Source organism: Streptomyces sp. NPDC012474 (assembly GCF_042955185.1).
Taxonomy (GTDB): Bacteria; Actinomycetota; Actinomycetes; order Streptomycetales; family Streptomycetaceae; genus Streptomyces; species Streptomyces cahuitamycinicus.
In genome coordinates this window covers 307,735-320,129 of sequence record NZ_JBIBEP010000009.1, presented here as the reverse complement: position 1 = coordinate 320,129, position 12,395 = coordinate 307,735, and the positions used below count along the sequence as shown (strand labels likewise).

Below are 12,395 nucleotides of genomic sequence, written 5' to 3'. Positions count from 1 at the left end.
GATGGCCTTCCGGGAGATCAACGCGAAGATGATCGAGGCGACGGTCACGCCGGGTCAGCGGCTGTTCAGTCAGCGCGGCGCGATGCTCGCGTACCGCGGCGAGGTGTCGTTCACGCCCAGCACGGCGGGCGGCCAGGGCGGGATCATGTCGATGATCGGCCGCCGGGTCGCCGACGAGGACACCCCCCTGATGACCGTCGAGGGCAGCGGCACGGTCCTGTTCGGGCACGGCGGGCACCACATCCAGGTGATCCGGCTGACCGGCGACACGCTGTACGTGGAGGCGGACCGCCTCCTGGCCTTCGAGGGCTCGCTCCAGCAGGGCACGATGTTCCTGGGCTCGCAGGGCGGAGTCATGGGCATGGTGCGCGGGCAGGTCAGCGGCCAGGGGCTGTTCACGACGACGCTGAAGGGGCAGGGGGCCGTCGCGGTCATGGCCCACGGCGGCGTCATCGAGATCCCGATCACCCCGCAGCGGCCGGTCCATGTGGACCCGCAGGCCTACGTCGCCCACCACGGCGACGTCCGCAACAAGCTGTCCACGGCGCTGGGCTGGCGGGACATGGTGGGCCGCGGCTCGGGCGAGGCGTTCCAGCTGGAGCTCAGCGGCAGCGGTGCGGTGTACGTCCAGGCGTCGGAGGAGAAGCTGTGAGCACGTACGGAAGCCCCGGCGCCGGCCCCGTGGTCTTCGACCCGGCGACGCTGCCGCCCGACGACAAGGTCAACGCGTACACCTTCTGCGTGGAGCTCAAGGGGAGCCAGTGGTTCCTGCAGAAGGGGAAGATGATCGCCTACTACGGCTCGATCGACTTCAACGGCGTCGGACACGGCCGGCTGGACCGTCTCGTCCGCACGTCCTTCCATTCGCCACTGCACGCGAGCGACTGGGTCGTGGCGGAGGGCTCGGGCAAGATGCTCCTCGCCGACCGGGCCTTCGACGTCAATTCGTACGACCTCACCGAGGGCAACCTGACCATTCGCTCGGGCAACCTCCTCGCTTTTCAGCCAACTCTGTCACTGAAGCAATCAATCGTGCCGGGTTTTCTGACCCTCATCGGAACCGGAAAGTTCGTGGCCGCGTCGAACGGGCCGGTGGTGTTCATGGACCCCCCGATCCGCGTCGACCCCCAGGCCCTGGTCGGCTGGGCCGACTGCCCCTCCCCGTGCCACCACTACGACCACGGGTACATGACCGGTGTCATGGGCGGTCTACGTGCACTGACGGGGCTCGGCGGGGCCTCCGGCGAGGAGCACCAGTTCGAGTTCGTCGGCGCCGGGACGGTACTGCTCCAGTCCTCGGAGACCCTGATGGCGGAGCAGGCCACGGGGATGGTTCCGCACCAGGCCGGAGTGCCCGGTGGCGGGGCGCACGGCCCCCAGGCGGGGCAGTCGGGCGCACCGCGTCTTCCCGGACAGCTGGGGGACCTCCAGCGTCGCTTCGGGCTGTGAGCGGTAGTCTGCGGAGTGTGACATCGAACGCCTGCGCACTGTTGTTCGCCAGACGTACGCCGTCACACGCCACCCCTCACTAGTTCGCCTTTCAACCTTTTAGGTAGACTTCATTCATGGAGACCGAGACGGCCACTCGCTGGCTGACCGATGCGGAGCAGTGCGCCTGGCGCACCCACCTGGAGGTCAACAGGCTGTTGACGTACCAGCTCGAGAGGGACCTGCAGCCGTTCGGCCTGACAATGAACGACTACGAGATCCTGGTGAATCTCTCCGAGTCCGACGGCGAGAGGATGCGGATGAGCGACCTCGCCTCCGCCACCCTCCAGTCCAAGAGCCGCCTCTCGCACCAGATCACGCGCATGGAGAACGCGAACCTGGTCCGGCGGGAGAACTGCGAGTCGGACCGCCGGGGGCTCTACGCGGTCCTCACCGAGCACGGCATGGCGACGATGCATAAGGTCGCCCCCCACCATGTGGCGTCCGTGCGCAGGCACTTCATCGACCTGCTGTCCCCCGAGGCCCTGACCGAGCTCGACAAGGCACTCAAGCCCATCGCGCAGCACCTGCGCGGCCAGCGCGGGCGCCCCTAGCGGCGGTTCCGGTTAGACGAGCGGCAGGCGGAGTTCGAACAGGGCTCCGCCTGCGGGTCCCCGTGCGGCCGTGAGCGTGCCGCCGTGCCGGACGGCGACGTCCCGGGCGATGGCGAGGCCCAGCCCGGCTCCGCCGTCGTCGCGGCTGCGGGCGGCATCCAGCCGGACGAACCGTTCGAAGATCCGCTCCCGGTCGCCGTCGGGCACGCCGTCACCGTCGTCGGCCACTGCGACCACGGCCAGGCCGCCCTCGCGCCGCACGCTCACGGTGACGGCCGACCGGGCATGGCGCTGGGCGTTGTCGAGCAGGTTGGCGAGCACCCGGCCCAGCTGTCCCCGCGAGCCGGCCACCTCCACCGGCTCCGCGTCCACGGTGACGCCCGCCCGCCCCTCGGCCTCCTCCCGGGCGAGCCCGGCGAGGTCGACCTTCGCCTCGTTCGGCCGCTCCCCCGCGTCGAGCCGGGCGAGCAGCAGCAGATCGGCCGCCAGCCGCTGCAGCCGGACGGTGTCCTCCACGGCCCCGTCGAGGTCCAGCAGCTCGGGGTGGGCGGCGGCCACCTCCAGCTGTGTCCGCAGCGAGGCGATCGGGCTGCGCAGTTCGTGGGAGGCATCGGCGACGAACCGCCGCTGCCGCTCCACGGACTTCTCCAGCGCCGCGAGCGTCTCGTTGGTGGTGCTGGCGAGCCGGGCGATCTCGTCGTGCGTGTCCGGCACCGGAACGCGCAGGGCCAGATCCTCGGACCGGGTGATCGCGGCCATCTCGCGCCGGATCCCCTCCACGGGCCGCAGGGCCCGCCGGGTGACCAGCCAGGTCACGGCCGCCACAACGGCGAGCAGCAGCGGGAACCCGATCAGCATCACCGTCAGCGCGGTCCGCACGGCCCCGTGTTCGGCGGCCAGCGGGGCACCGGCGTAGACCTTGAGGTGCCCCCGGTCGTGGGTCTCCACGTCGACGGCCGCGAACCGGTAGTCCTGCGCGTCGCCGTCGATCGTCGCGGACCCGTTGCTGAAGACGCTCTCCCCGGAGATCTCACCGGCTTCCAGGGCCTCGCCCGCGTCGTCGGAGTCGTCGTCATCGTCCCCGGACGGCGTCGCCGCCGGCCGCGGCTTCACCTGGCCGCTGTCCGTCCCGCTGATCCGCTGCAGGTCCTCGCTCGCCGCGACCAGCCGCTTGTGCTCGTCCAGGACCTGCACCGGACCGTCGTCGCCGTCCAGCCCGGAGAGCTTGTCGTACGGCGTTCCGGCGGCGAGCTCGGAGGCGACCGCCCGCGCGGAGCGCTCCGCCTGCGTGCCGGCCTCGCCGATCAGATTGGACCGCAGGGACAGCAGCACGGCGGCCCCGGCCGCGACGAGCGCCACGGCGACCACGAGGGTCGCTCCCAGCGTGGCCCGCGCCCGGACGGACCCGAACAGCCGCCTCACGGCGACGTCTCCAGCCGGTAGCCGGCCCCGCGCACGGTGCGGATCAGCCCCGCGCGCAGCTTCCGCCGCAACGTGCTGACGTACACCTCGACGATGTTCGGATCACCGTCGTACGCGAAGTCCCAGACGTGCTCCAGGATCTCGGACTTGGACACCACCTCGCCGGCCCGCAGCACGAGCTGCTCCAGCACCGAGAACTCCTTGGCGGTGAGGGCGATCTCCTCCTCGGCCAGAAACACCCGCCGGGCCGCGGTGTCCACCTTCAGATCACCGTGCACATGCACGGGCGAAGCGCCGGCCCCCTGGCCGCGCCGCCGCAGCAGCGCCTTGACCCGGGCGACGAGCACGACGTAGGAGAACGGCTTGGTCAGGTAGTCGTCCGCACCGGTGTCGAGTCCCTCGGCCTCGTCGTACTCGCCGTCCTTGGCGGTCAGCATCAGGATCGGCACGTCGTGCCCGGCGGCGCGCAGGGCGGCGCAGACCCGGTAGCCGTTGAGGCCGGGCAGCATGATGTCGAGGATGACCAGGTCGTACGTGCCCTCCGATGCCTGGTGCAACCCCTCCCGTCCGTCGTGGACGACGTCCACGGCGTACCCCTCGGCCGTCAGGCCCCCGGCGAGCGACAGGGCCAGCCGCTTCTCGTCCTCCACGATCAACAGGCGCATGCGTAAAGAGTCGCAAAGGGAAGCTGAAGATCACTTCAGGGGGCTTCAGGTTCCCCTCAGCCTCCGTCAGCCAGAGTCGAAGACATCGCAAACGAAACGACTCAGGAGGAATCCACATGAAGCGCAACATCGTGATCGCCGCTGTGACTGCCGCCGCTCTGATCGGAGGCGGTACGGCCACGGCTCTCGCGACGACGGGAGACGACCAGGGCTCGGCGCGGCAGACGGCGAACACGAAGCTGTCGGACGACGGCGACCGTGACGACCAGGACGACCGCGACGATCGCGACGACGACGCCGCTCGGGTCTCCTCCTCCGACGTCACCGCGCCCGAGGCCATCGCCTCCGCGCTGAAGCACACGTCGGGCACGGCCGTCTCCGCCGAGCTGGACGACGAGGACGACGGCGGCAAGGTGGTCTGGAAGGTCGACGTCCTGTCCGGCGGCACCACCTGGCACACCGTGAGCGTCGACCCGTCCAGCGGCAAGGTGCTCGGTTCGCATGCCGACGACGAGGACGACACGGCGCAGGTGCGGGCCGCCCTGAAGGGCTCCTCGGTGACGGCCGAGGAGGCCGCGAAGGCCGCCGCCGGCAAGGGCGTGGTGACGTCCGTCGGTCTCGACGAGGACGGCAAGGACAAGTCCTGGGAGGCCGAGACCCGCAAGTCCGGCGGCGCCGAGCAGGACTGGAAGATCGACCTGAAGTCGGGCAAGGTCACGGCGGACCACGACGACGACCAGGACGACGACGCGGACGACGCCGACGACCAGGACTGATCAGCCACTGCTGCCTTCTTACCGCCCCGGCGTCCGTGCTGACGCCGGGGCGTCGCGCGGCTCGGCGCAGCGAGGTGCCTCCCTCAAGCTCTCCGAGCAGGGGGGACCCCCAGCGCCCCCTCCCCCGAGCTCTCGGCTTCGCTCGGGCAGGGGGGACCCCCAGCACCCTTAGCGGCACGATTGCCCGCGGCTGGGGCGGCACGCACCCGCAGCCGCCGTCGTACGCAAGGGGACGTGTCGGGGGGTGTCCGCCCGCAGCGGTTGGCGCGTCAACGGACAGTCGGTCGGCGTCCGACCCATCGCGCCGTTCCGAGGACGGACACCCCCGGCGCGGCCCCGACCCACCACCCGGCGCCAGGCGAAAACGCGCACCCCCACCCGGCGCCAGGCGAAAACGCGCGCCCCCACCAAAGCCCGGCGTCGTTCGAAACGCGCACCCCCACCGGAGCCCGGCTCAGGCAATGCCACCCGCACCCCCACCAGGAGAAGCCACAGGCCCCGCTCAGCCCTCCGTCAACCCCGCCACCAGCTCGTCAGCCGCCCGGTACGGATCCAGCTCCCCCGCCACGATCCGCTCCGCCAGCGCCCCCAGCCGCCGGTCCCCGTGCAGGTCCGCGATGCGCTCCCGCAGTGCCGTCACCGCGATCGTCTCGACCTCGTGAGAGGCCCGGGACGCCCGCCGCTCCGCGAGGACACCCCGCTCCTCCATCCAGGCCCGGTGCTTCTCCAGCGCCTCGACGACCTCGTCGACGCCCTCGCCCCGCGCGGCGACCGTCTTGACGATCGGCGGACGCCAGTCGCCCGGACCCCGGGACTCCCCCAGGCCCAGCATGTGGTTCAGCTCGCGAGCCGTCGCGTCCGCCCCGTCCCGGTCGGCCTTGTTCACGACGTACACGTCGCCGATCTCCAGGATGCCGGCCTTGGCCGCCTGGATCCCGTCCCCCATCCCCGGCGCGAGCAGCACCACGGACGTGTCCGCCTGCGAGGCGATCTCCACCTCGGACTGCCCCACACCCACCGTCTCGACCAGGATCACGTCACAGCCGGCCGCGTCCAGGACCCGGATCGCCTGCGGGGCCGCCCAGGCCAGCCCGCCCAGATGCCCGCGTGTCGCCATCGACCGGATGTACACGCCCGGGTCGGAAGCGTGCTCCGACATCCGCACCCGGTCGCCGAGCAGCGCACCGCCCGAGAACGGGGACGACGGGTCGACGGCGAGCACGCCGACCCGCTTGTCCTGCTTGCGGTACGCGGAGACGAGCGCCGAGGTCGACGTGGACTTGCCGACCCCGGGCGACCCGGTCAGTCCCACCACGTACGCCCCGCCCGTCAGCGGCGCGAGCGCCGCCATGACCTCCCGCAGCTGCGGGGACGCCCCCTCCACCAGGGAGATCAGCCGGGCCACGGCCCGCGGCCGGCCTTCCCTGGCCTGGGCCACCAGGGTGGAGACGTCCTGCATCACAGCTCCGTTCAGATAAGGGACGTACCGGGAGTCAGGCCTTGGGCACGCGCACGATCAGCGCGTCACCCTGGCCACCGCCACCGCACAGCGCCGCCGCGCCCACGCCACCGCCGCGCCGCTTCAGCTCCAGCGCGAGATGCAGCACGAGCCGCGCACCGGACATCCCGATCGGGTGACCCAGGGCGATCGCGCCACCGTTGACATTCACCTTTTCGGTGGACACCCCGAGGTCCTTCATGGACTGCACGGCCACGGCCGCGAACGCCTCGTTGATCTCGATGAGGTCGAGGTCCGAGACCTCCAGGCCCTCCTTCTTCAGCGCGTGCAGGATCGCGTTGGACGGCTGGGACTGGAGCGAGTTGTCCGGCCCGGCCACGTTCCCGTGCGCCCCGATCTCGGCGATCCACTCCAGGCCGAGCTCCTGCGCCTTGGCCTTGCTCATCACGACGACGGCGGCGGCACCGTCGGAGATCTGCGACGCGGACCCGGCCGTGATCGTGCCGTCCTTGGAGAACGCCGGACGCAGCTTCCCGAGCGACTCCGCGGTCGTGTCTCCGCGAATGCCCTCGTCCTTGCTGAACAGCACCGGGTCGCCCTTGCGCTGCGGGATCTCGACGGGCGTGATCTCGGCCTCGAACAGGCCGTTCTTCTGCGCGGCGGCGGCCCGCTGGTGCGACAGCGCGGCGATCTCGTCCTGCTCGGGCCGGGCGATGCCGAGCCGGGTGTTGTGCTTCTCCGTCGACTCGCCCATGGCGACGCCCTCGAAGGAGTCGGTCAGACCGTCGTGGGCCATGGAGTCGAGCATCTGGATGGCGCCGTACTTGAAGCCCTCACGGGACTTCGGCAGCAGGTGCGGCGCGTTGGTCATGGACTCCTGGCCGCCGGCGACGATCACGTCGAACTCGCCCGCGCGGATGAGCTGGTCGGCGAGCGCGATGGCGTCGAGGCCCGACAGACACACCTTGTTGATGGTCAGCGCCGGCACGTTCATCGGGATGCCGGCCTTGACCGCGGCCTGGCGGGCAGGGATCTGCCCCGCTCCGGCCTGGAGCACCTGTCCCATGATCACGTACTGCACCTGGTCGCCGCCGATCCCCGCACGGTCGAGGGCGGCCTTGATCGCGAAGCCGCCGAGGTCGGCTCCGGAGAAGGACTTCAGCGAGCCGAGCAACCGCCCCATGGGCGTACGCGCCCCCGAGACGATCACCGAACTGGTCGTGGCAGAAGACATGAGCTGCGATCCCCTTACCGGCTGCACAGCCGAGGAGTGAACGAGGGTTTACTTCGAATGTACTGAGTGGCACTCCGTGCCGTCATCGGGCTGTCGGTGTGATCGCGCGCACGTTGCGTAACCACCTCCGGGGCGTTGCACTGAATCCATGCTGACGCGAATCGACCACATCGGAATCGCCTGTTTCGACCTCGACAAGACCGTCGAGTTCTACCGTGCCACCTACGGCTTCGAGGTGTTCCACTCCGAGGTCAACGAGGAGCAGGGCGTGCGCGAGGCCATGCTCAAGATCAACGACACGTCCGACGGCGGCGCCTCCTACCTGCAGCTCCTTGAGCCGACCCGCGAGGACTCCACTGTCGCCAAGTGGCTCGCGAAGAACGGTGAGGGCGTCCACCACATCGCTTTCGGTACGGCGGATGTCGACGGGGACGCCGACGAGATCAAGGGCAAGGGCGTACGCGTGCTGTACGAAGAGCCGCGACGCGGTTCCATGGGGTCACGGATCACCTTCCTGCACCCCAAGGACTGCCATGGCGTACTGACAGAACTGGTCACTTCGGCGCCTGTTGAGTCACCTGAGCACTGACCCTCGTACATAGGGGCCGGTAGGGTTGGGTGCGGTCGCCGCTCAGTCCAGGGTGACCGCGGTCCCGCCGTGCGACGGCAGGACCACCGGGGTCCGGGTTTCGGGGGACGAGCGTCGGGGCAGCAGCCTCTGCTCCGCCGATGATCTGACACCATTCCCCGGGGGCCCCGTTCGGCGGATGGACGGAGCTCGTTTGGAGAGTGTTGCGACCAGGGGACGGATGGGACCGCGCAGTGCGGGGCTACGAGAGCCAGGAGCGAGAGCCGGCGGCTGACGTCGACCACCTCTCTCGGTTCGAAGCCGAGATGAAGCGGCTGAAGACCGAACGGGAAAAGGCGATCCAGCACGCCGAGGACCTCGGCTACCAGGTCGAGGTGCTGCGCGCCAAGCTGCACGAGGCGCGGCGCACCATCATGTCCCGGCCCTCCTTCGAGGGGGGCGACATCGGCTGGCAGGCCGAGCAGTTGCTGCGCAACGCTCAGGTGCAGGCCGACCAGATCCGTACGGACGCCGAGCGGGAGCTGAGCGAGGCCCGGGCGCAGACCCAGCGGATCCTCCAGGAGCACGCCGAGCAGGCCGCCCGGCTCCAGGCGGAACTGCACCAGGAGGCGGTGACCCGCCGCCAGCAGCTGGACCAGGAGCTGGCCGAGCGCCGCCAGACGGTCGAGTCGCACGTCAACGAGAACGTGGCCTGGGCCGAGCAGCTGCGGGCCCGCACCGAGCAGCAGGCCCGCCGGCTGCTGGAGGAGTCCCGAGCCGAGGCCGAGCAGGCCCTGGCCACCGCCCGCGCGGAGGCCGAGCGGCTGTCGACCGAGGCGCGGCAGCGGCTGACGGGCGCTGCCGAGGAGGCCCGGGCCGAGGCCGAGCAGATCCTGCGCCGCGCCCGCACGGACGCCGAGCGCCTGCTCAACGCCGCCTCCACGCAGGCCCAGGAGGCCACCGACCACGCCGAGCAGCTGCGTACGTCGACCGTCACCGAGTCGGAGTCCGCGCGCCGCGAGGCCCAGGAGCTGAGCAAGGCCGCCGAGCAGCGGATGGCCGAGGCCGAGGAGGCGCTGCGCAAGGCGCAGACCGAGTCGGAGAAGCTGGTCACGGAGGCCAAGGAGGCCGCCGCCAAGGCCCTGTCGAGCGCCGAGTCCGCGAACGAGACGCGCACGCGCACCGCCAAGGAGCAGGTCGCCCGGCTGGTCGAGGAGGCCACGAAGGAGGCCGAGAACACCAAGTCCGATGCCGAGCAGCTGGTCGCCGACGCCCGCGCCGAGGCCGAGAAGATCGTCGCGGAGGCCTCCGAGAAGGCCCGCACGCTCACCGCCGAGGAGACCGCGACCCAGCTGTCCAAGGCGGCCAGGACCGCCGAGGAGGTCCTGAACAAGGCGTCGGAGGACGCCAAGAAGACCACGAAGGCCGCGGCCGAGGAAGCCGAGCGGATCCGCTCGGAGGCCGAGGCCGAAGCGGACCGGCTGCGGGCCGAGGCGCACGACATCGCCGAGCAGCTCAAGGGCGCGGCGAAGGACGACACCAAGGAGTACCGCGCCAAGACGGTCGAGCTGCAGGAGGAGGCCCGCCGGCTGCGCGGCGAGGCCGAGCAGCTGCGCGCGGACGCGGTCGACGAGGGCGAGAAGATCCGCGCCGAGGCCCGCAAGGAGGCCGTGGCGCAGATCGAGGAGGCGGCGAAGTCCGCCGAGGAGCTGCTCGCCAAGGCCAAGGCGGACGCGGACGAGCTGCGCACGACGGCCCAGACGGACAGCGAGAAGGTCCGCACCGAGGCCATCGAGCGGGCGACGACCCTGCGCCGACAGGCCGAGGAGACCCTCCAGCGCACCCGGCAGGAGGCCGAGCGGCACCGCGAGGAGGTCGTCGAGCAGGCCGAGGCGCTCCGGGAGGAAGCCGAGCGCGCGGCGCGGGAGCTGCACGAGGAGACCGAGCGGGCCATAGAGGTCCGTCGCGGTGAGGCCGCCGAGGAGCTGACGCGGCTCCAGACGGAGGCCGAGGAGCGGCTGACGGCCGCCGAGCAGGCGCTGTCGGACGCCCGGGAGGAGGCCGCGCGGATCCGCCGCGAGGCCGCCGAGGAGAACGAGCGGCTGCGCGCCGAGGCCGCCGAGCGGATCCGGGCGCTCCAGCAGCAGGCCGAGGCGGAGGCCGAGCGGCTGCGTGACGAGGCCGCGTCCGACGCGTCCGCTGCGCGCGCCGAGGGCGAGGCCGTCGCCGTACGGCTGCGTTCGGAGGCGGCGAGCGAGGCCGAGCGGCTGAAGTCGGAGGCGCAGGAGAGCGCCGACCGGATGCGCGCGGAGGCGCAGTCCGCCGCCGAGCGGCTCGCCGCGGAGGCGTCGGAGACGCTGGCCGCCGCCCAGGAGGAGGCCAACCGGCGCCGCCGCGAGGCCGAGGAGCTCCTCGGCAGCGCCCGACAGGAGGCCGACCAGGAGCGCGAGCGGGCCCGCGAGCAGAGCGAGGAACTGCTGGCCTCGGCGCGCAAGCGCGTGGAGGACGCCCAGACCGAGGCCGTACGGCTGGTCGAGGAGGCCGACCGCCGTGCCACGGAGATGGTGTCGGCGGCCGAGCAGCACGCCCAGCAGGTCCGGGAATCCGTCGCGGGACTGCACGAGCAGGCCCAGGACGAGATCACCGGTCTGCGTTCCGCCGCCGAGCACGCGGCCGACCGTACGCGCCGCGAGGCCCAGGAGGAGGCGGACCGGGTCCGCTCCGACGCCTACGCCGAGCGGGAGCGGGCGAGCGAGGACGCGGGCCGGCTGCGGCGCGAGGCGCACGAGGAGTCCGAGGCCGCCAAGGCGCTCGCCGAGCGGACGATGTCCGAGGCGATCTCGGAGTCGGAGCGGATCCGCGCGGACGTCGCCGAGCACGCTCAGCGGGTGCGCACGGAGGCGTCGGACGCGATCGCCGAGGCCGAGCAGAGCGCCTCGCGCACCCGGGCGGACGCCCGGGAGGACGCCAACCGCATCCGCTCGGACGCGGCGACGCAGGCGGACACCCTCATCACCGAGGCCCGCAACGAGGCGGAGCGGCTCACGACGGAGACGGTCCGGGAGACCGACCGGCTGCGCATGGACACGGTCGCCGAGGCCGAGCGGGTCCGTACGGAAGCGATCTCCGAGGCCGAGCGCGTCCGCTCCGAGGCGGCCACCGAGGCCGAGCGCGTCCGCTCGGAGTCGGTCGCCAAGGCCGACCAGCTGGTCGGGGAGGCCACGAGCGAGGCGGAGCGGCTGCGGGCCGAGGCCGCCGAGACGGTCGGTTCGGCGCAGCGCCACGCGGAGCGGATCCGCTCCGAGGCCGAGCGCGTCAAGACCGACGCGGAGACGGAGGCGGAGCGGCTGGTCGGCGCCGCGCGCGAGGAGGCCGACCGCACCCTGGACGGGGCCCGCAAGGACGCCAACAAGCGGCGCTCCGAGGCGGCCGAGCAGGTCGACAAGCTCATCACGGAGACCACGGCCGAGGCGGACAAGCTGCTGACCGAGGCGCAGCAGCAGGCGCACAAGACCACCGCGGAGGCCGAGTCGCAGGCCGACACGATGGTCGGCGCGGCCCGTACGGAGGCCGACCGCCTGGTGTCCGAGGCGACGGTCGAGGGCAACTCCCTGGTGGAGAAGGCCCGTACGGACGCGGACGAGCTGCTGGTCGGCGCGCGCCGGGACGCCACGCAGATAAGGGAGCGCGCCGAGGAGCTGCGCGACCGCATCACCTCCGAGATCGAGGAGCTGCACGAGCGGGCCCGCCGTGAGTCGGCCGAGACGATGAAGTCGGCGGGCGACCGCTGCGACGCGCTGGTCAAGGCGGCCGAGGAGCAGCTGGCGAAGGCGCAGGCGAAGGCCAAGGAGCTCGTGTCGGAGGCCAACTCCGAGGCGGGCAAGGTCCGTATCGCCGCGGTGAAGAAGGCGGAGGGGCTGCTCAAGGAGGCCGAGCAGAAGAAGTCCACGCTGGTCCGGGAGGCCGAGGAGCTCAAGGCCGAGGCGATCCGCGAGGCCAAGCGCACGGTCGAGGAGGGCAAGCGCGAGCTGGAGGTGCTGGTCCGCCGCCGCGAGGACATCAACGCCGAGATCTCCCGTGTCCAGGACGTCCTGGAGGCGTTGGAGTCCTTCGAGGCCCCCGCCACGGGCAAGGACAACGGAGTCAAGGCGGGCGCGACGGTCGGCGCACCCCGTTCGGGTGGCAAGGGCTCGGAAAGCTAGCCAAACGGGGCGAATCCGGTGTGTGCT

Annotated in this window: 10 protein-coding genes; 6 read left to right on the top strand and 4 right to left on the bottom strand. The window is 71.7% G+C overall.

Annotated elements, in window-relative coordinates:
• Window position 1: 1 nt before the first annotated feature.
• From ACFY9S_RS21965 to ACFY9S_RS21955, 3 genes are all read left to right on the top strand, one after another.
• Window positions 2-652: an AIM24 family protein gene (locus ACFY9S_RS21965; protein ID WP_102911819.1), complete on the top strand. Its 651-nt coding sequence runs from the start codon at window positions 2-4 to the stop codon at window positions 650-652.
• Window positions 649-1,449 carry an AIM24 family protein gene (locus tag ACFY9S_RS21960; protein ID WP_391131103.1) on the top strand — a complete coding sequence of 267 codons (801 nt, stop codon included), beginning with the start codon at window positions 649-651 and terminating at the stop codon, window positions 1,447-1,449. Before ACFY9S_RS21965 ends, ACFY9S_RS21960 begins: the two co-directional genes overlap by 4 nt.
• A 116-nt stretch (window positions 1,450-1,565) precedes the next feature.
• Window positions 1,566-2,042 (top strand): MarR family transcriptional regulator, encoded by a 477-nt coding sequence (locus ACFY9S_RS21955; RefSeq protein ID WP_391131100.1) that lies wholly within the window; start codon window positions 1,566-1,568, stop codon window positions 2,040-2,042.
• Window positions 2,043-2,054: 12 nt separating this feature from the next.
• Here ACFY9S_RS21955 and ACFY9S_RS21950 read toward each other — a convergent pair whose 3' ends face one another.
• Both ACFY9S_RS21950 and ACFY9S_RS21945 read right to left on the bottom strand, forming a co-directional pair.
• Window positions 2,055-3,464, bottom strand: a complete 1,410-nt coding sequence (locus ACFY9S_RS21950) for an ATP-binding protein (protein ID WP_391131097.1) — start codon at window positions 3,462-3,464, stop codon at window positions 2,055-2,057.
• A complete protein-coding gene (locus ACFY9S_RS21945; RefSeq protein ID WP_391131094.1) occupies window positions 3,461-4,129 on the bottom strand; it encodes a response regulator in 669 nt (222 codons plus the stop codon). Before ACFY9S_RS21945 ends, ACFY9S_RS21950 begins: the two co-directional genes overlap by 4 nt.
• 116 nt (window positions 4,130-4,245) lie before the next feature.
• Here ACFY9S_RS21945 and ACFY9S_RS21940 point away from each other — a divergent pair, with 116 nt between their 5' ends.
• Window positions 4,246-4,905, top strand: coding sequence for a PepSY domain-containing protein (locus ACFY9S_RS21940; RefSeq protein WP_391131091.1), 660 nt, complete (start codon window positions 4,246-4,248; stop codon window positions 4,903-4,905).
• 502 nt (window positions 4,906-5,407) lie between these two features.
• Here the strand turns inward: ACFY9S_RS21940 and meaB are convergent.
• On the bottom strand, window positions 5,408-6,364 hold the full coding sequence (meaB, locus tag ACFY9S_RS21935) for a methylmalonyl Co-A mutase-associated GTPase MeaB (RefSeq protein WP_391131088.1): 957 nt from the start codon (window positions 6,362-6,364) through the stop codon (window positions 5,408-5,410).
• A 34-nt stretch (window positions 6,365-6,398) separates the two neighbouring features.
• Complete coding sequence (locus tag ACFY9S_RS21930; RefSeq protein WP_391131085.1) at window positions 6,399-7,598, bottom strand: acetyl-CoA C-acyltransferase; 1,200 nt, start codon at window positions 7,596-7,598, stop codon at window positions 6,399-6,401.
• A 148-nt stretch (window positions 7,599-7,746) separates the two neighbouring features.
• Between ACFY9S_RS21930 and mce the strand changes: the two genes are divergently transcribed.
• Complete coding sequence (gene mce / locus ACFY9S_RS21925) at window positions 7,747-8,187, top strand: methylmalonyl-CoA epimerase (RefSeq protein WP_102911843.1); 441 nt, start codon at window positions 7,747-7,749, stop codon at window positions 8,185-8,187.
• Between the two features lie 233 nt (window positions 8,188-8,420).
• Window positions 8,421-12,368 carry a polarized growth protein Scy gene (gene scy / locus ACFY9S_RS21920; protein ID WP_391131082.1) on the top strand — a complete coding sequence of 1,316 codons (3,948 nt, stop codon included), beginning with the start codon at window positions 8,421-8,423 and terminating at the stop codon, window positions 12,366-12,368.
• The last annotated feature ends 27 nt before the right edge of the window (window positions 12,369-12,395 follow it).